Origin of the sequence: Cesiribacter sp. SM1 (assembly GCF_020178975.1) — a bacterium.
Classification (GTDB): domain Bacteria; phylum Bacteroidota; class Bacteroidia; order Cytophagales; family Cyclobacteriaceae; genus Cesiribacter.
On the sequence record NZ_JAHXBU010000090.1, the window covers coordinates 91,120 to 110,026 of the forward strand.

Consider the following 18,907-nt stretch of genomic DNA (forward strand, 5'->3'; position numbering starts at 1 on the left):
TTATTTTTTAAACGTTTGATTCAAAATGCGTGACTTTTTAAATGTTCTTCTCTTGCTGGTGTTGGTGATGAGTGCAATCCTTGCTTTTATTTTTCTTGCAGATTTACTGGGCGTGTGGGGGCTGGCGATTCTGGAAATCATCATCACCGTTGTTATAATTCTGCTGGCAATCCGGTATATAAAGCCCAGGCCTTAACCCAGCCTTCACAAATCCAGGAGAAGCCTCTGTTTAGGTAGAAGTTGCTGCCTGCCGCATAAAAAAAGGCTGTGCAAAACTGCACAGCCCCATATTATTAAGCTAAAGAAGTTATTATTATCCCAGAGACTGGTTCTCTCTTGAGGCAAGCTCCAGCATCTTCTCGTATTCTTCGGCATTCAGTTCCTGGAAGAAGAAGTTCATTGGGTTTACCTTTTTGCCGTCCTTGATAACTTCGTAGTGCAGGTGTGGTGCTGTAGAGGCGCCTGTGTTACCCACATATCCAATTACTTCACCACGTTTTACTTTCTGCCCTTTTTTAGCCTTAAAGCTGTCGAGGTGGGCATATTTGGTAATGTAGCCATAGCCATGGTCTATTTCCACTTCGTTGCCATAGCCGCCGTAATGCGATTCTTTTTTGATTACTACGCCATCGCCGGTTGCATAAATGGGCGTACCGCGGGGAGCAGAAAAGTCGCAGCCCGCATGCATGCGGCGCACCTTGTAAATGGGGTGCACCCGCATACCAAAGCCTGAGGCCATGCGGTTAAGTTCTTTGTTGGAGATGGGCTGAATGGCAGGAATGCTGGCCCACATCTTCTCCTTGTTCATTGCCATCCGCTCAATTTCATCGTACGACTTGGTCTGGATGTACATCTGCTTCTTCAGCTGATCGATCTTCTTAAGGTTGCTCAGGATCAGATCTTCGCGGGAGAGACCTTTTTCCAGCAGCTTTTTGTAGCGTTCCGCGCCGCCAACACCCGCCTGGCGGATGGTGGAGGGGATGGGTTCTGCTTCAAAGATTACACGATACACGTTATCGTCCCTGTCCTGCAGTACCTCTACCATGGCAGCAAACTGCTCCAGGTCTTTCTCTACCATTTCCTGGTAAAGCTTCAGTTCTTCATTTTCTTTGCGCAGAATGGCTTCTTTCGGGGAGTCAAAGAACTCCATATAAAAGAGTACCAGTCCTACAGCAATAACGCAGGCTACCATTAATACGCCCAGGGTGTTGAGGAACATTTCCCAACGAGATCGTTCAATCCGCTCGTAGCGGCAGGTTTCGGTGTCGTAGTAATATTTTATCCTTGCCATCCGGGTATGGTCAATATTTTTATAATTTTGCGCTTGTTCTTATTATATTCAAACAGACGATTTTCAAGCTGCTCCGGGTTGGATCTTGAAAACGCAATATAACAAAGTTTACAAAACCGGAGCACCTTCTTATAACACGCTATGATGGACGCCAAGCATATCCGAAGTACTTTTCTACAGTTTTTTGAATCAAAGAAGCACCGTATTGTGCCTTCTGCTCCTATTGTAAACAAAAACGACCCAACCCTTCTGTTTACAAACTCAGGTATGAATCAGTTCAAGGATTTTTTCCTGGGTAATAAAAAAACAGAATTTACACGCATTGCCGATACCCAAAAGTGCCTGCGTGTATCGGGTAAACATAATGATTTAGAGGAGGTAGGCATTGATACCTACCACCACACCATGTTTGAAATGCTGGGCAACTGGAGCTTTGGCGACTATTTCAAACAGGAGGCTATTCACTGGGCCTGGGAGCTGCTTACCGAGGAGTATAAGCTGCCTAAGGACCGCCTCTACGTAACAGTTTTCGAGGGTGATGCCAAAGAAAACCTGCAGCCCGATGAGGAGGCTTTCCAGTTCTGGAGGGCCTATGTACCGGAAGACCGCATCTTGTACGGCAATAAAAAAGATAACTTCTGGGAGATGGGCGATACCGGCCCCTGCGGCCCCTGCTCTGAAATTCACGTAGACCTGCGCCCACAGGAGGAGATCGACAAAGTTCCCGGACAGGAGCTGGTAAACAACGATCACCCCCAGGTAATAGAGATCTGGAACCTGGTGTTCATGCAGTTTAACCGCAAGGCCGATGGCAGCCTGGAATCCTTGCCAGAGACTCATATTGATACTGGTATGGGCTTTGAACGCCTGGTAAGGGCTATCCAGAATAAAACTTCTAACTACGATACCGACGTTTTCCAGCCCATGATCAGGCAGGTGAGTACCGATTCAGGTATTGCCTATGGTACGGCAGAGAAAACCGATATTGCCATGCGCGTAATGGTAGACCACATCCGTGCCATTGCTTTTGCCGTGGCCGATGGACAGCTGCCTTCCAATACTGGTGCAGGTTATGTAATACGCCGCATTTTACGCCGGGCCGTGCGTTATGCTTTTACCTTCCTGAACCTGAAAGAGCCTTACCTCTATAAACTGGTGCCGGTGCTGGGCAGCGAAATGGGCGATTTTTTCCCGGAGCTCCTCCAGCAGCAGGATTTTATCATGCGGGTAATCCAGGAAGAAGAAGCTTCTTTCCTGCGCACACTCGATATAGGATTACGCCGCCTCAATGAGCTTATCAGCAGCGGTGCACGTGCCGTAAGTGGTGCCGAAGCATTTGAACTGTACGACACTTTTGGCTTTCCGCTGGACCTTACTGCCCTTATTGCCCGCGAAAGAGGCTTAACGGTAGATGAAGCTGGCTTTGCAACCGAAATGGAAAAGCAAAAGCAGCGCTCCAAGCAGGCTGCCAGCTCCGAAACCGGCGACTGGATTACCGTACATCCATCCAAAACCCCTACGGAATTTGTAGGCTATACGGAGCTAAGCACCAAGGCAAACATATTACGGTACCGCCAGGTAAAAGAAAAAAATAAAACCCGCTTTCAGCTGGTGCTGAACCGCACACCTTTCTATGCCGAAAGCGGTGGCCAGATAGGCGATACCGGCTACATTACAGACGGGCAGGAGCGCGTGCGCATAGTAGACACCAAAAAGGAAAACGACCTGATTGTACACTATGTAGAGCACCTGCCTAAGAACCTGGAGGCAACTTTTGATGCCCTGGTAGATACCGATAAGCGCTACCAGACCCAGAACAACCACACAGCCACCCACCTGCTGCATGCCGCCCTGCGGCGTGTGCTGGGCGAGCACGTACAGCAGCGTGGCTCCCTTGTAAATGAAAAAGGCCTTCGTTTCGACTTCAGCCATTTTGCCAAAATGACCGACGAAGAGCTGCAGAAGGTAGAAGACCTGGTAAACGAAAGAGTGCGCCAGAACATAGCCCTGCAGGCCGAAACAGATGTGCCGCTTGCAGAAGCAAGAGACCGGGGTGCGATGGCGCTCTTTGGTGAAAAGTACGGCGACACCGTAAGGGTAATTACCTTCGATCCTGCCTATTCTGTAGAACTTTGTGGTGGTACCCACGTACCTGCCACCGGCCAGATCGGTTTGTTCAAGATTATTTCTGAAAGCTCTGTATCGGCTGGTGTGCGCCGTATAGAGGCCATTACCGCCCGCACTGCCGAAGCATGGGTGCGCCAGCAGCAACTGCAGTTAGAGGAGCTTCGCCAGCTGCTGAAGAATCCCAAAGACTTAACAGGAGCGGTACAAAGCCTGATGGAAGAGCGCCAGCGCCTGCAAAAGAATGTAGAGGAGATGCAGCAGGAGAAAGCCTCAGGGATGCGGAATGAGCTTGCACAAGCGGCTACGGATATTAACGGCATGCAGGTAATAATACAGCAGGTAGAGGTGCCTAATGCAGAGGTACTCCGTAATCTTGCCTATGAGCTGCGGCAGAAGTTTGACCGCCTGTTCCTGGTGCTGGCTGCAGATATTGAGGGTAAACCACAGGTTGCTGTGATGTTCTCTGATGCACTGGTGCAGGAGCGCAGCCTTAATGCCGGCAATGTAGTGCGTGAGCTTGCCAAAGAAATAAAAGGCGGTGGCGGTGGCCAGGCGTTCTTTGCTACGGCAGGTGGTAAAGACATAAGCGGCCTGCCAGCAGTGGTAGATAAAGCCCGTGCACTTGCACAGCAGGTATAAATTTTAGCTTATACACCACAGAACAGGCTTAATGCCTGTTCTGTGCGTTTTTAGCAGTCTATGTGTATATTCGCTTTCACGTATTGTGGTAGCCGACTTAAAACGATGAGTGCTGATTTATGCTTTCAGAAGACCTAAAGAATAAATATACTGTTGTTATAGGGCTGGAGGTTCATGCCCAGTTGCTTACTGAAAGCAAAATGTTTGCCTCTGACGCGGTGGCCTATGGGGAAACACCCAATAAGAACATCAGTGTAATTACCCTGGCGCATCCGGGTACACTACCGCGCATCAACAAACGTGCGGTAGAATTTGCCATTCGCATGGGCATAGCCTGCCGCTCCCAAATCAGCCGCTACAATATCTTCGACCGTAAAAACTACTTTTACCCCGATCTGCCCAAGGGCTACCAGTTAACTCAGGACCGTACCCCCATTTGCAAGGGTGGAGCGGTAACAGTCAAAACATCTGAAGGGGCGCGTGCCATTGTTCTTAACCGGGTTCACCTGGAAGAAGATGCAGGAAAAAGCCTGCACCTGGCTGGCGAGGCCGATACATTGGTGGATTTTAACAGGGCAGGTACCCCGCTGATCGAGATTGTTACCGAACCTGTGATCCGGAATGCCGATGAGGCTTCATCCTTTCTTACAGAAGTACGTAAACTGGTGCGCTACCTTGATATCTGCGATGGCAATATGGAGGAAGGCTCGCTGCGCTGCGATGTGAATATTTCACTGATGCCAGCGGGTAGCACGGTTTTTGGTAAAAAGGTAGAGGTTAAAAACCTGAACTCCTTCAGCAATGTAAGACGCGCCATAGAATTTGAAACTGAGCGGCAGGCCACCATGTTGGAAAGGGGAGAGGCTGTTGCATCAGAAACACGCACATTCGATGCCAATACCGGTACCACGGCTGCCATGCGTACCAAGGAAGAACTTAATGATTACCGCTATTTTCCGGAGCCGGATCTAAGTCCATTGATAGTATCTGAAGAATGGCTGCAGCGTATAGAAGCCCAAATGCCCAGCCTGCCGGAAGAGCTTTACCAGCGCTTTACTGCAGAATATGGCCTTTCTGATTATGATGCCCAGGTGCTGACGGACAGCAAAGGCATTGCGCTGTACTTCCAGGAGATTTGCAGCAAGACTCAAAATTATAAGGCTGCTGCCAACTGGATGAACGGCCCCATCAAAGGTTCTATGAATGAGCGTTCTATAGAAATCGAAGATTTTCCGCTGGCACCGGAGCAGATTGCCGCGCTCATAGCGCTTGTAGATAGTGAAAAGGTGAGCTTTTCAGTTGCTTCGCAACGTATTTACCCGCTGTTGCTGCAAAACCCAAAGCTTACACCACTGGCCATTGCCGAGCGCGAAAACCTGGTGCAGGAGAGCAACCAGGATGCGCTGCTGCCTATTATTCAGGAGGTGATCACTGAAAATCCGGCAAAAGTAGCAGAATACAGAAAGGGTAGAAAAGGAATTATTGGTATGTTTATGGGTGAGGTAATGAAAAAGAGCCGTGGCAAGGCCGACCCTAAAGTGGCAAACAAGCTGCTGCAGCAGGCCCTTGAACAATAAGCATATAAGTTGCACCATTTTGTGCAGCTTTTTGTTTTCATCACCAAAGGAAGAATTTAAAGAAAAACATAGGAATGACACAATTGCGTCAATTAGGTGTGCTGGTACTGCTAGCCTGCGCTGCTGTAGCCTGCTCTAATAAAGGAAGTGGAAACGGAAGTGCTACTGCTGCCAGTGATGGATCGGTGCTGATTACCGGCAAAATTGAGAATGCTCCTGCCGAGGGCCATATTGTGCTGGAAGAAATTCAGCAGAACCAGGTAGTGCCGCTAGATACTTTCCCCCTGGAGAACAAGGCTTTCAGTGAGCAGGTAAAGGTAGAAGAACCTGGTTTCTATCGCCTTAATCTCTATAATAAGCAGTTTGTAACGCTGGTGCTCAATGATGAGAATGTGCTGGTAAATGCCGACCTGGCTGGCGTGCCCGGTTCTGCCACAGTAGAGGGTTCTACCGACACCCGTTACATGGAAGAGATCAACAAGATTGTGCAGCAGAAGCAACAGGAGGTAACAGGCCTGGAGCAGCAGTTCCTGGAAGCCCAGAACCAGGGAAACAGCGCCAGAATGGAAGAGCTTCGTTATGCGTATATGCAGACTGAAAAAGAACTGCGTGAAGATATTAAGGCGAAGCTTCGCAATATGGAAAGTTCTGTAACGGCCATCTATGGCGTTAACTATCTTAATAAGGAAGATGACTTTACCTTTCTTGATTCACTGGCCACCCGCCTGCGCCAGGATTTGCCCAATAGCCGTTACGTAAAAGATTTTGCACAGGGTGTTGAGCGTATGCGCAGCACTACCATGGGGCAGGTGGCACCAGAAATTGCTTTGCCTAACCCCCAGGGTGAAGTTAAAAAACTATCAGACTTACGCGGTAATGTGGTAATGATCGACTTTTGGGCAGCATGGTGTGGCCCCTGCCGTCGTGAAAACCCAAATGTGGTAAGGCTGTATAATAAATACCACGACAAAGGCTTTGAGATTTATGGCGTATCGCTGGATCGCAGCAAGGATGACTGGGTAAAAGCAATTGAAAAAGATGGACTTACCTGGACGCAGGTAAGTGACCTGAACTACTTTAATTCAGAAGCTGCACAGACCTATGATATTACAGCCATACCAGCTACCGTGCTCCTGGATAAAGACGGTAAAATTATAGCCCGCAACCTTAGAGGTCAGGCCCTGGAAGATAAGCTGGCTGAAATCTTCGGAGAGTAATTGAGAGTTTAGCCCAGAGTGTTATAAAACAGAGTTATTCTGAAAGCATAGTCTTTTGCCGGGAGCAGGAGACTATGCTTTTTTTATTGTATATGTACGCTTTCGTATGAATTGACTGTGCTGTTTACTGCTTTGTAAAGCGTTTGCTAACGATGCCCTGGTTCGTGTTGATCCTAAGGATGTAGGTGCCGGTTGCCAGTCCTTTTGTGCTTATCTCCAGCTTTCTCCTGCCTTTGGCATTGTGCAACTTAAGCTGCCTGCCCTGCACATCAAGCAGGATCACCTCGCTGAATGTTAATTCCTGACCGGCCTCCAGTGTAATTTTTGTGTTAGTAGGGTTTGGGTATAGCTTCAGGCTTGCTTCCATTACCTCGGCCTGGCTTTCTACTACAGGTGTGGGGGAGAGCAGCCACAGTTCGGGGTCAAGTACAACTTCTGCAACTTTAAAAGGTATTTCTGCCTCAAAATTCTGCTCCTGTTCGCTATGCTGAAAAACCTTGATCATCTCCTGGCTTCCTGTGCTGTCGCGGAACAGAACAGGCACGGGCATTTCGAAGAAGGATACTGAGGCGGGTACGGAAGAGGACTGGCTAAGTGAAAGGCTTACGTGATCGTCATTCTGCTGCCAGATAAGCCTGTACATAGGATACCCTTCTCCATAATACCAGTCGTTAAAGAATTCAGTGAGATTTTTGCCGCTGCTGGATTCCAGATGTCTTTTTACATCTTCAGCCCTGGCAAAACCATAGGCCAGCGCCGGATCCTGCAGGTAGTTGTTGATGCCCCTGTAAAAGGCCTCGTCGCCCACCACCCAGCGTAACATGTGCAGCAGGTAAGCACCTTTGTTGTAGCTAAGCCTGCCGCTGAAGAGCTCGTCTATGCTGGTAGTATCCCGAACCCACACAGATCCGCCCGGGTATGCTGTAACAGAAAGTATTTTTGAACGCTTCCAGTTATACCAGTCTTCGGGGCTGCTGAGGTGCTCTTTGGTGAGGCCGGTCAGGTAGGTAGCAAAGCCTTCATTCACCCAGATGTCCTGCCAGCTGCCGCAGGTAACTTTGTTGCCAAACCACTGATGTGCAAGTTCATGTGCCATCAGGTCATAGTTTAAATTGACCATAAAGCTCATGGTTTGGTGCTCCATGCCGCCACTCCAGCCAAACTGTGCATGTCCGTATTTTTCATCAGCAAAAGGGTAGAGGCCAAACAGCCTGTTGAAGAGCTGCATCATGCCAACTACATTCTTTGACTGTTGCCTAAAGCTTGCCTCCGACTCCGGATACACATAGTTAAGTACCTCAATGGCGCTGTTGTCGTAAGGAACCAGGTCTGTGAACGCAACATAGTTGGTAACAGCTACAGCAACCAGGTAGGTAGCAATAGGGTAGCGGTGGCGCCAGTGGTACACTTTGTCGCTGCCCTCTTCAGTTTCACTTACCAGCACACCATTGCTGGCAGCGCGGTTTCCAGCAGGAGTACGAACAACAATGTCTATTGAATCTATTTTATCGGTTAGCGACTGTTTGCAGGGCCACCAGTCTTTTGCCCCATAAGGTTGCGAGAGTGTCCAGATGATGGGAGCACCACTGTGAGAGCGCTGCACAAAGGAGCCGTAGCCGGTATTTGGTGGTGTGCCCTGGTAATACACGGTAACAGAATCAACTGTATTGGTAGCTACTGCGGCAGGCAGGTCTATGCGCAACAGGTCTTCTTCGGTTTGCTGAAAGGGTATTTTTGTTGAATGGTAGAGAACAGAATCTACAATGAGTGCATTATCCAGGTTCATCCACAGCTGGTTTAGTGCAGCCCCGCCTGGCCTGAAGTGGGAGGTAATAGCCCCGCTGATGTAACGTACTGCAGGGTTGATGTTCCACTCTGCCCGCTGATAAATCATATCGTAGGTGCTGGTTTGCGCTGATGGGGTAAACGAACGCAGGGAAGCATGAGCCCTGGCCTCCCTGGCTGCAATTGTTTCAGTAGATTGTGCATTGCCAGCAAGGTGGAGGAAAAGCAGAGAGGCAAGCAGTAGTAGAATAATAGCACGCATAATTTCAGATACCGGTAAGCTGAAGGCTTGGTTAAACCCTTAATTTCCAAACTTTGTTGAAAGAAGGTCTAGTCAGGGGCTTAGCAGAAAACGGATAGGGTTTAATTTTCTTATAAATACGAAAGGTGCCTGCTTGCAGACACCTTTTGAAATTATTTTAAAGCTTGTTTAACCAGTCTTCTGCTTCTTCTCTGCTTGCAAAGTGCCCAATCAGCTGGGGATCGGTTCTATTAGTGAATTCTTCTACTGCTAATTTTGCAAAAAAGCTCTTGGGAAGTACAAAGGCAGCTCTTTTAAGGCCATTTTTAATTAGTTCAGGCATTACAGAAGCAGCATGTTCGGCCCCCTCTTTCGCCAGTACCGCCTGATCTGTAGTATCTGATAGTATGGTGTTAATATCGTACTGCCTGAAGTATTCAACGCTTAGATCAATGGCTGCAACAAACTCATCAACAGTTAAATAGCCCTTCCAGGTCTGGTATAGGCGTTTCCTGCTTTTATCATAACATATATTAACATTTTGTTTGTCCAGTACCACTTGCATGCTTAGTGCGATTATGCTTTAGGCTGCAAAATAAGCAAAATCTAATTAATTCATTCTTTTAGCAAACATGAAGCGGGTATCATAATAGCCCTCCAGCTCACTTACTTTTACCCCACCGTTAGAGGAAGAATGAATAAATGTAACAGGTTCGCCCGGATCAGAGATCACAATACCAACGTGGCCTACGCTTCTTTCTTCCGGATTGGTGCCCGTAAAGAAGAGCACATCCCCGGGCTGCACTTCCTCAACTGCTACTTTATTGCCCTGGATGCTTTGGGAGCGGCTGGACCGGTTTATATCGAAACCAAATTTTGAAAAAATATGGTACACATAGCCAGAGCAGTCAAAACCTTTTGGGGAGGTACCACCATAAACATAGGGTGTACCCATAAAGCTGCGGGCATAAGCGATAAGCTTTGCGGTTTTAGATTTAAGCTTATTTGATTTTTTTTGAGCAGTGGGCTTAATATTCAGGGTAGTATCCTCTAATGGCTCACTGGCTGGTGATGCTTTTTCCAGATGTGGAAGGTCTTCATCGGTGTTTTTGGCTGGTGCAGGAGGGATATCTGCAGCCACTGTGGGGGAAGATACGAATGCATCTTCTTTTGTGGAGGGTACATCTTCTGGTCGTGTATTGAAGGCTGTAACCGTGAGGAACACCATCAAAGAGGCAAACCAGGTAAACTTTTGGCCGGCAATGTGCTTGAAGAATTGTATAATTCTTTGTTGCTGTAGATTCATCCTTAGGCTTTTTGGTCTAAAGCCTAAACGAACACCTGCTTTAGTAAGTTCCAGAGCTTCTTTTTGCTGCCGGTATCGTTGCGGATGTCGGAGAGCTTATCTGCCTGTATGAGCAGGCGGTTTTCCCAATTCCGGAGCTCATAAAGGCCATTCTGTTGTGTAAAGGTGAGCTCGGGGTGATCCACCCCAAAGATCAGTGCATGCTGCCAGGATAGCTGCCGCACATACTCCCAGTCGGCAGAAGTTTTGCAGCGGGAAACGTTAAGTGTGGCAACTTCCTTGAAGTCAAAACCTACGGCTTTTAGTACTTCAACAAGAAACAGTCCGTCGGGCCGGTCCATGAGCGGATGGGCCGGATAATCTACCAGAATTAGTACGCCCCGCCTGAGAGAGCCCCAGATCAGATCGGGCTGCGGGGCCACGGGATTTGCCTGCGTTTCTTGCCGGGGTGCAGGAACCTCAGCTGCTGCCTGGGATTGCGGCCCGGCTGCCGCATGCCTCTCCTGCAGGGCAGGGGCCTGAACATCTGTCTGTTCCTGCCTTTGCTGCGCCAGATCTGCCGGGAGCAGGTACAGCTCGTCGGTGAGCAGCAAGGGCCAGTAATTCTTGTTGTTTTCGGGCTGTAAAGGCATCTTTTTGCTGCAGCTTTAGGTTAGCGCTTATTTCTTCTTTTCAGATTCTCCGGCAGACACATTTTCAGTAAAAAAGAGAGAGCGTAGTTCTGTTGCTTCCTGAGGCTTCATTCTTTTTGCCAGCACCAGGCGTAGCTGCCTGCGGCGCAGTGCACTTTCATAGAGTTCTTTTTCTTCGTCGGTTTCAGGAACTACCTCGGGTACATCTATTGGCCTGCCGCTCTGATCAACAGCTACAAAGGTAAAAAATGCCTGGTTAGTTTCAACTTTACGCCCGGAGGGTATATCTTCTGCCGTAACCATAATGTGCACTTCCATAGAAGAATTAAAAGAGCGGGTTACATGCGCCTTTAAGGTTACCACATTGCCCAGCTGTATGGGATGGCCAAAGGAGATGCTATCTGCCGAGGCAGTTACCACCACACGGTTGCTGTGCTTCTGTGCCGAGATGGCAGATACTATGTCCATCCAGTGCATCAGGCGGCCACCCATCAGGTTGTTAAGGGTATTGGTATCATTTGGCAGTACCAGCTCCGTCATGGTTACCAGCGACTCCCTGGAATATTTCTTCTTCTTACTCATAAGTTCTAAAAGTATTGGTATGGTGCTCCTGCATCAGGAGTTTTTGGCAGGTGTTAGGGCATGGCATCCCAGCCCTGTGCACCTCTGAGTTTCACAAAGCTAAACCCGCTGAACTCTTCTTTGCGGATTTTGGTGTCACTTTCTTTGGTGAGCCGCAGCATTTTTTGCTGCCTTTCGTCGCCAACCGGTATTACCAGCACGCCGCCAATGCGTAACTGCTGCAGCAGCGCAGTAGGTACTGTAGGTGCGCCGGCAGTTACAATGATTTTATCGAAGGGAGCATAGGAGGGCAACCCACGGGAACCATCGCCATGTACATACACTGCACCTTTGTAGCCCATGTAGGTAAGCATGGCTTTTGCACGTTCGTGCAGTTTCTGGATGTACTCAACAGTGTATACCTTAACACCCATTTCAAGTAAAACACAGCACTGATAACCACTGCCAGTACCAATTTCCAGCACCTTATCGCCGGGCTGCAGGGCCAGCAGCTCCGTTTGAAAAGCTACGGTATAGGGCTGTGAGATCGTCTGACCCTCACCAATAGGAAAGGCTTTATCCTGGTATGCCTGTTCCAGAAAAGCTGTTTCGAAAAAGAAATGCCTGGGTATGCGCATAATGGCATCGAGCACCCTGGGATCGCGTATGCCTTTGTCGGTGAGTATTTTGGCAAGGGCCCGACGCATGCCCTTGTGCTTGTAGCTATCTTCCTGTACCATATTTGTGCTGCAAATATAGGGTAAAAGAAGGGTGCCTAAAAGCTTTTTAATCCCTCGATGGTACAGGGGGTACAAACTTCCGGAAGCTGTTGGCTGTTTAAAATTTGTACTTACATTTGCCTTATTTGTTATTATATGTTTACCGGAATTATTGAAGATATGGGCCGCGTAGTAGATATCAGGCCCCGGGGAACCAACCTTACTTTTGAGATCCAGAGCAGTTTAGCCCCTGAGCTTAAGGTAGATCAGAGTGTGGCCCACAATGGTGTATGTCTTACTGTAGTGGCTGTTTCTGGCGACCGTTACCAGGTTACAGCAATTGATGAAACACTAAAAAAAACTAACCTGGGAGCACTGCAGCCGGGGCAGTATGTTAACCTGGAGCGCTGTATGTCTGCCAATGGCCGCTTTGATGGTCACTTTGTGCAGGGCCATGTAGATGAAACAGGAATCTGTACAGGCAAGGAGTCGTTGAATGGGAGCTGGCTGTTTGATTTCGAGTATAGCCCGGAGAGTCAGCACCTGACGGTTGAAAAGGGCTCAATCTGCATAAACGGCACAAGTCTTACCTGCTTTAACAGCGGGCGTAACACCTTCAGGGTAGCCATTATTCCATACACCTATGAGCACACCACCTTTGGCTTTTTAGAGCCGGGCCAGCGCGTGAACCTTGAGTTTGATGTGATTGGCAAGTATCTGCAGAAAATTATGGCAAATCAAAAGCAGGGGTAACCCAGTGCGTAGCCCGAAGATGGGTACTCCTTAACTATCCTTTATTGCAAGTATGTGTGATTTTATTTTTGATTATGCAGGTTTTAGGCGAAGAAAGTATGCAGCGCTTACCTGTTAAGGCGGGGAAAGTATTAAAAAAAGGTTAAAATTAAGGAGTATAGGCAATTAGTAGTTTTGGGGGAGCCTGTATTTATGTCTGAAAAAATAATTTTTGATGATGTAAGAAATTTTAAAAAATTTAATTAATTTTAAGGAGTACGAAATTCAGTATCAACTATATTATTTTTTAAGTCATGAATAAGCATTTGCGCCTGTTTCTGTTATTGGTAGTTGCTGTTTTAGCAGTCGCACTGAATGTATTCGGTGTTATGCCGGTAAAAGCAACACAGGTATTTTTGAACACCCTGCTGGTGGGATTCGGACTGATTTTGTTTGCTGATATGCTGATCAACACCCGTCTTGGGGAGCGCTCTTAATTGGCTCCTGCTGAGGGTTTTGTTCTGGCTTAGGGTTATGAAAATACATGCATTGAGCGAGCGTAGTAGTTTATGCGGTCCTAAGCCGTTTTTCTTCTTCTAAACAATTCTTTGGCTGGTGGCAGTTTAAATTGTGCCCACAGCCACAGGCGGCATATTGCCCATCCGCTGATCATGCCCACAATTGCCCCAATGGTAATGTCTGTAGGGTAATGTACGCCCAGGTAAACGCGGCTATACGAAACCAGTACAGCCCAGGGAAACAGCAGTGCCATGGCTTTATAGTACCTGCCGAACAAAGTCCAGAAAAAAGCTGCTACCCCAAAAACATTAGCGGCATGCGAGGAGGCAAAGCCATATTTGCCGCCACAACCGCCTATAATGCGCACCAGGTGTCCAATTTCAGGATCGTGGCAGGGGCGGGGTCGCTCAAAAAACGGTTTCATAAAGCCTGAAGTAAATCGGTCGGCAACTGTTACCACCAGTGCAATAGAAACCAGCAGATACACCGTTTGCCATTTTTCTTTCCAGATGAGCCAGGCAACCAGGCCAACATAGAGCGGCAGCCAGAAAAACTTGTGGCTCACCAGGAGCATAAGGGTATCCAGCCAGGGCAGGTGCAGGCTGTTGAGCCAGATCAAAAGATTTTTATCCCACTGGTCTATCTGTTCTATCATCTTTTATCAAGTATTGCGTAATCAAATACCGGGTTATTTAAACCTATTTTCACAGCAGGGTCTTTAAGCCCTACAGGTTTAAGAACCTGCCAGGTTTGGTGTGGTCGCCAGCAGTTAAACTAAGCGACCCAGTCTATGCGACCCATTCTAAGCGAACCAATCAATATCTTTTTTAAGTAGCGCCAGGGTATTAGCCTCTGGGCTGCCTTTTTCGGGTTGGTAGTTGTATACCCAGTTGGCTTGTGGAGGCATGCTCATCAGGATGCTTTCGGTGCGGCCTTCTGTATCGAGGCCAAACTTGGTGCCCCTGTCCCAAACCAGGTTAAACTCCACATACCTGCCCCGGCGCAGGCGCTGCCAATGCTGTTCAGCCTCACCAAAAGGCAATGCCTTGTTCTTTTGCATCAGTTGGGTGTATATGGGGGCAAAGGCCTCACCAATATCCTGTACAAACGCAAAAAGCTTTTCTTTCGCATCAGGTGCATCACCCGTTTGCCTGTCGAAGAAGATGCCGCCTACACCACGGGTTTCGCCGCGGTGTGGAATGTAGAAGTAGTCATCAGCCCATTTTTTAAAGGAGGGGTAGTAGCTGCTGTTATGTTTGTCGCAGGCCTGCTTTAGTTGCTCATGGAACCAGCGGGCATCAGCAGCATCAATGTAGTGAGGGGTAAGGTCTATGCCGCCACCAAACCACCAGGGCCCGTTGCTCATTTCAAAATAGCGCACATTCATGTGAATGATGGGAACCATAGGGCTGTTTGGGTGCAGCACAATGGAAACACCCGTAGCATAAAATTCAGACTCGGCTAGTTGAAGGGACTGCAGAATTTTTTCAGGGGTTTTGCCCCAGACAGCAGAGAAGTTAACGCCACCTTTCTCAATAACGGCGCCCTTGTCAAACACACGGCTGCGGCCGCCGCCGCCACCTGGCCGTTCCCAGGCATCTTCTTTAAAACGGCTGCCGCCATCGGCAGCTTCCAGTGCCAGGCAGATCCGGTCCTGTAAACCACCGAACCATTCTGCTATATTTTCTTTTGTGGGCTTCATGGCGCCCAATTTACATTAATTAAAGTTATCTTGGCTAACCGTCTTGCTCTCAAGAATGACGTTAATTTCATGAACTACCTTATCCAGCTCATGTGCAGACTCGTTCAATCGGTCCAGGATGAAGTGAAACTCGGTTTGATGTTCTGCTTTTGGCAGCAGGTTAACAAGTCCTAAAATTCTGGCTAGCGGGCCCCTGACTTTGTGGGCATTGAAAAAAGCGTACTGAATAAGCTGCCGGTTTTGCTGGTTCAGCTGGCGGGTGCGTTCCTGAATATTTCCCTCCAGCTCAATATTGTGCTGCCTGATTTTATCGTAAGCCTCCTCAAGTTCTTTTGCCTGTGCCTGTATGGCGGCATGCATTTGTTGCAGCCTGTCGTGATTTCGCTTGCTCTGGTGGTAGTGGTACAGGAGAAACACCATTATACCAATCAGCATGATTACAGCAATAACAGAGGCAAATGTAATTGCCAGTTGTTTCTGATGATTGGCCAGTGATGCCTTCAACTCAAGGTCGCGGGCGGCTACGTTGGCCTTTAGCAGCCGGTTTTCGTTGATATTCCGTTCTGCTTCCAGTAAATTAAAATAGTGTTGCTGCTCGGAGTGCTGCGCCAGCATGCTGAGGCTGTCGCTGAGTTTGCTGTATTCGCGCTGGTAGCTAAGTGCCTGTTTGTAGTTTCCATTTTGGGCAGACAGGCCGGAGAGCTGGGTGAGGATTGTTTTAGTGGCGTTATTATCTGTTACCTGCCTGCTGAGTGCCAGTGCAGCTTGTAAAAGATTGTTGGCTTCTTCATTATCCTGTAGTGTGCTGTACACTTTAGCAAGCCCCATCTGGGTGTAGATTTTACCCTGCGTATACCGGATCTTTTCTGCCAGTGCCAGCGCATTTTTAAAATGATATTGGGCAGAGTCATGCTGATTTTGCCGGTAATAGAGATCTGCCAGGTTCAGCAGGTTCAGGCAGGTGCCTTCCATTAGCTTAAGCTCCCGGCTAATGAGCAGGCTTTTTTCCAGATACTCTTTCGCCTGTGTGTAATTAGCCATGTGGCTGTGAACCATGCCAATGTTGCCCAGGTTGCGTGCTTCCAGTTTTAGATTGTGGGAGCGGGTGCTAAGCTTAAGAGATTGCTGGTAATAGGCCAGGGCATGCTTTAGGCTGTCTTCAAAGTAATAAACATTGCCTATGTTGGTTAAGGCCTGTGCTTCAAAATCCAGCCAGCTTTTTTCTTTGCTAAGCGCCAGTGCCTTGTGGAAATTTTCGAGTGATTTGGTATAAAAGCCTATGTTGAGGTAAATAGAGCCCAGCTGGTTATAGCCTTTGCATGCATGCATGTAGAGCTTGTTCTCAAGGGCAAGGGTCTGGGCCTGCTCAACGGCTGTAATGGCGGTAGCTACATCATGTAAACGAAACTGGTTTGCAAGGCTTTGCAGAGAATCGATCCTGGCGGAAATCCTTTCTTTTTGTGCATGGGAAGCCAGCGGATAAGCAAGCAGGATAAAGAAAAACAGTACGTGGCAACGCCGCATAAACATTATTCTCTGCAGTTCGTGTACAGTAAAAGTAAAAGGAAGAATTGGTTAAAGTGCCAAAATGTAATTTTCGGGTAAGCTTTTAGTAAAAACTAAGTTAACAATACAACGTTTCTTTGAATCATCAGTTTTACTAACGTTCGTTCGCTTTTACGTAAAATTAGTTACCTTTGCAGGTACAGAAACAGAGTTGCTATGTCAGAAGAAACTGCTTCCACAGATATCCGTACCACCCTTGATAAAGCCCTTTATCGTAAAGCATACCGCCTTATGTGCATGGCTGGCCGTATGGCGGCACTTTATGAAGAGCGGCGGCAGCTGAGTAGCAAATATGTGCACAGCACTTCCCGCGGACATGAGGCCATACAACTGGCAGCAGCATTTCAGCTTACTTCGGTAGATTATGCCGCCCCTTACTACCGCGACGACAGTATGCTGCTGGGCATTGGTATGCAGCCTTACGAATTAATGCTGCAACTGCTTGCCAAGGCAGATGATCCCTTCAGTGGCGGACGCACCTATTATTCGCACCCCAGCTTAAAGCGGGAGGGCATGCCCACCATACCGCACCAGAGTTCTGCTACCGGCATGCAGGCCATTCCCTCTACGGGTATGGCACATGGCCTGCGTTACCTGGAAGGCCGTAATCTTCTCCAAAGCAGCGGAGAGCAGGGCAAGCCGGTGGTATTATGTTCTCTTGGCGATGGATCTGTAACGGAAGGAGAAGTTGCCGAAGCTTTTCAGATGGCAGTGCTGAAAAAGCTGCCGGTTGTATACCTGGTGCAGGATAACAACTGGGGTATTTCTGCTACAGGCGCAGAGATGCGTGTAATGAGTGCTTACGAATATGCGGCTGGTTTCCCTGGCCTCGAGCGCATTACAGTAGATGGCGCTGATTTTACAGAATCTTATGTGGCCATGGAGCGGGCCTTTAGTTATGCCAGAAAAGAGCGGGCTCCCGTGCTGGTACATGCCAGCTGTCCGCTATTGGGGCACCACACCTCGGGAGTGCGTAAAGAATTTTACCGGGAGCAGCACAACCTGCAGCAGCATCAGCAAAACGATCCACTACCCAGGCTTAGGAGCTTTTTGCTGGAGGAGCAGCTGTTTACCGAAGCAGAACTGCTAAGGTTGGAGGCACAGGCCGTACAAACAGTAGAAGAGGCTTTCGAGAGGGCATTGCAGGCGCCAGATCCTAAGCCCGAAACGGTGATGGAGCATGAGTTTGCTCCTACCCCTGTTCAGGCAGAGCAGGGCGAACGTGCCCCTGCCGGTGCCGAAAAAGTATTAATGGTAGATGCGGCACTGCATGCCATCGACGAGATCCTGCGCAAGCATCCGGAATCGCTGCTCTACGGGCAGGATGTGGGGGCTCGCCTGGGAGGTGTTTTTCGTGAGGCAGCAACCCTTGGTGATAAGTATGGAAAAGACCGTGTGTTCAATACACCTATCCAGGAGGCTTACATTGTAGGCTCAACGGTAGGCATGTCGGCGGTGGGCTGCAGGCCAATTGTAGAAATACAGTTTGCTGATTATATATGGCCGGGCATGAACCAGCTGGTTGAGGAGCTTAGCAAAAGCTGCTACCTAAGCCGGGGGCAGTTCCCTGTTTCCTCTGTGATCAGGGTTCCAATTGGAGCTTATGGCGGCGGCGGGCCCTACCATAGCGGCAGCATAGAAAGTACCCTGCTGAACATACGGGGTATTAAAGTAGCATATCCCAGCAACGCTGCCGATATGAAAGGCCTCATGAAAGCTGCCTACTACGATCCTAACCCTGTGATTATGCTGGAGCACAAGGGCCTCTACTGGGGTAAAGTGCCAGGTACGGAAGAAGCAAAAACACCCGAGCCTGCAGAAGATTACATTATACCGCTGGGTAAGGCCCGGGTAGTGCAGGAGGCCAGCGAAGAAAAACTAGCTGAAGGTGATACCTGCGGCATTATTACCTATGGCATGGGCGTACACTGGGCCAGGGCGGCAAGCAAAAGCTTTGCCGGCCAGGTAGAAATACTGGACCTGCGCAGCCTCAACCCACTGGACTGGGATGCCTGCACAAGTCTGGTTGAACGGCATGGAAAACTGCTGATCCTTACCGAAGAGCCGCTGCTCAACAGCTTTGCCGAGAGCCTGGCGGGCCGCCTAAGCCTGCACTGTTTTAAGCAGCTGGATGCCCCTGTAATGACCATGGGTGCCTTACCACTGCCGGCCGTACCCCTGAATGTAGCCCTTGAAAAAGCCATGCTCCCCAGTGCCGAAAAGGTAGCCGCCAGGCTTGAAGAGCTGCTGGGGTATTAAGCGGTAAAGACTGATTGCTGAATATGTAGTTTTA

At 48.7% G+C, this 18,907-nt stretch carries 17 protein-coding genes; 7 read left to right on the forward strand and 10 right to left on the reverse strand.

Annotation, left to right across the window (positions count from 1 at the left end):
• Nucleotides 1–25 precede the first annotated feature (25 nt).
• A complete protein-coding gene (locus tag KWJ01_RS16870; protein ID WP_224997999.1) occupies nucleotides 26–196 on the forward strand; it encodes a hypothetical protein in 171 nt (56 codons plus the stop codon).
• A gap of 117 nt (nucleotides 197–313) precedes the next feature.
• On the opposite strand, the gene KWJ01_RS16875 is transcribed toward KWJ01_RS16870, so the two are convergent.
• Nucleotides 314–1,291 (reverse strand): M23 family metallopeptidase, encoded by a 978-nt coding sequence (locus KWJ01_RS16875; protein WP_224998001.1) that lies wholly within the window; start codon nucleotides 1,289–1,291, stop codon nucleotides 314–316.
• Nucleotides 1,292–1,435: 144 nt separating this feature from the next.
• Here KWJ01_RS16875 and alaS point away from each other — a divergent pair, with 144 nt between their 5' ends.
• The 3 genes from alaS (at nucleotide 1,436) to KWJ01_RS16890 (ending at nucleotide 6,851) form a co-directional block, all read left to right on the forward strand.
• Nucleotides 1,436–4,057 (forward strand): alanine--tRNA ligase, encoded by a 2,622-nt coding sequence (gene alaS, locus KWJ01_RS16880; RefSeq protein ID WP_224998338.1) that lies wholly within the window; start codon nucleotides 1,436–1,438, stop codon nucleotides 4,055–4,057.
• 119 nt (nucleotides 4,058–4,176) lie between these two features.
• Nucleotides 4,177–5,634 carry an Asp-tRNA(Asn)/Glu-tRNA(Gln) amidotransferase subunit GatB gene (gene gatB / locus KWJ01_RS16885; RefSeq protein ID WP_224998003.1) on the forward strand — a complete coding sequence of 486 codons (1,458 nt, stop codon included), beginning with the start codon at nucleotides 4,177–4,179 and terminating at the stop codon, nucleotides 5,632–5,634.
• A gap of 74 nt (nucleotides 5,635–5,708) precedes the next feature.
• Nucleotides 5,709–6,851: a TlpA disulfide reductase family protein gene (locus tag KWJ01_RS16890; RefSeq protein WP_224998004.1), complete on the forward strand. Its 1,143-nt coding sequence runs from the start codon at nucleotides 5,709–5,711 to the stop codon at nucleotides 6,849–6,851.
• 124 nt (nucleotides 6,852–6,975) lie between these two features.
• Here the strand turns inward: KWJ01_RS16890 and KWJ01_RS16895 are convergent, their stop codons facing one another.
• From KWJ01_RS16895 to KWJ01_RS16920, 6 genes are all read right to left on the reverse strand, one after another.
• Nucleotides 6,976–8,898: a M1 family aminopeptidase gene (locus KWJ01_RS16895; protein ID WP_224998006.1), complete on the reverse strand. Its 1,923-nt coding sequence runs from the start codon at nucleotides 8,896–8,898 to the stop codon at nucleotides 6,976–6,978.
• A gap of 157 nt (nucleotides 8,899–9,055) precedes the next feature.
• Complete coding sequence (locus KWJ01_RS16900) at nucleotides 9,056–9,442, reverse strand: hypothetical protein (RefSeq protein WP_224998008.1); 387 nt, start codon at nucleotides 9,440–9,442, stop codon at nucleotides 9,056–9,058.
• Nucleotides 9,443–9,487: 45 nt separating this feature from the next.
• The gene (locus tag KWJ01_RS16905; protein WP_224998010.1) at nucleotides 9,488–10,183 is read right to left on the reverse strand and encodes a C40 family peptidase; all 696 of its coding nucleotides are present in this window, start codon (nucleotides 10,181–10,183) and stop codon (nucleotides 9,488–9,490) included.
• A gap of 23 nt (nucleotides 10,184–10,206) precedes the next feature.
• A complete protein-coding gene (locus KWJ01_RS16910) occupies nucleotides 10,207–10,815 on the reverse strand; it encodes a hypothetical protein (protein WP_224998012.1) in 609 nt (202 codons plus the stop codon).
• 27 nt (nucleotides 10,816–10,842) lie between these two features.
• Complete coding sequence (locus KWJ01_RS16915; protein WP_224998014.1) at nucleotides 10,843–11,397, reverse strand: acyl-CoA thioesterase; 555 nt, start codon at nucleotides 11,395–11,397, stop codon at nucleotides 10,843–10,845.
• 53 nt (nucleotides 11,398–11,450) lie between these two features.
• On the reverse strand, nucleotides 11,451–12,116 hold the full coding sequence (locus tag KWJ01_RS16920; RefSeq protein ID WP_224998016.1) for a protein-L-isoaspartate(D-aspartate) O-methyltransferase: 666 nt from the start codon (nucleotides 12,114–12,116) through the stop codon (nucleotides 11,451–11,453).
• A 135-nt stretch (nucleotides 12,117–12,251) separates the two neighbouring features.
• Here KWJ01_RS16920 and KWJ01_RS16925 point away from each other — a divergent pair, with 135 nt between their 5' ends.
• Nucleotides 12,252–12,848: a riboflavin synthase gene (locus KWJ01_RS16925; protein ID WP_224998018.1), complete on the forward strand. Its 597-nt coding sequence runs from the start codon at nucleotides 12,252–12,254 to the stop codon at nucleotides 12,846–12,848.
• Nucleotides 12,849–13,141: 293 nt separating this feature from the next.
• Entirely contained in the window at nucleotides 13,142–13,324 is a 183-nt protein-coding gene (locus KWJ01_RS16930; RefSeq protein ID WP_224998020.1) for a hypothetical protein, read from the forward strand.
• Nucleotides 13,325–13,404: 80 nt separating this feature from the next.
• Here KWJ01_RS16930 and KWJ01_RS16935 read toward each other — a convergent pair whose 3' ends face one another.
• The 3 genes from KWJ01_RS16935 to KWJ01_RS16945 all read right to left on the reverse strand — a co-directional run bounded on the left by KWJ01_RS16935 (nucleotide 13,405) and on the right by KWJ01_RS16945 (nucleotide 16,572).
• The gene (locus KWJ01_RS16935; RefSeq protein WP_224998021.1) at nucleotides 13,405–14,001 is read right to left on the reverse strand and encodes a phosphatase PAP2 family protein; all 597 of its coding nucleotides are present in this window, start codon (nucleotides 13,999–14,001) and stop codon (nucleotides 13,405–13,407) included.
• A gap of 147 nt (nucleotides 14,002–14,148) precedes the next feature.
• Nucleotides 14,149–15,048, reverse strand: a complete 900-nt coding sequence (gene hemF / locus KWJ01_RS16940; RefSeq protein WP_224998022.1) for an oxygen-dependent coproporphyrinogen oxidase — start codon at nucleotides 15,046–15,048, stop codon at nucleotides 14,149–14,151.
• Nucleotides 15,049–15,063: 15 nt separating this feature from the next.
• Nucleotides 15,064–16,572, reverse strand: a complete 1,509-nt coding sequence (locus tag KWJ01_RS16945) for a tetratricopeptide repeat protein (protein WP_224998023.1) — start codon at nucleotides 16,570–16,572, stop codon at nucleotides 15,064–15,066.
• A gap of 198 nt (nucleotides 16,573–16,770) precedes the next feature.
• Between KWJ01_RS16945 and KWJ01_RS16950 the strand changes: the two genes are divergently transcribed.
• The gene (locus KWJ01_RS16950) at nucleotides 16,771–18,873 is read left to right on the forward strand and encodes a thiamine pyrophosphate-dependent enzyme (protein WP_224998024.1); all 2,103 of its coding nucleotides are present in this window, start codon (nucleotides 16,771–16,773) and stop codon (nucleotides 18,871–18,873) included.
• The last annotated feature ends 34 nt before the right edge of the window (nucleotides 18,874–18,907 follow it).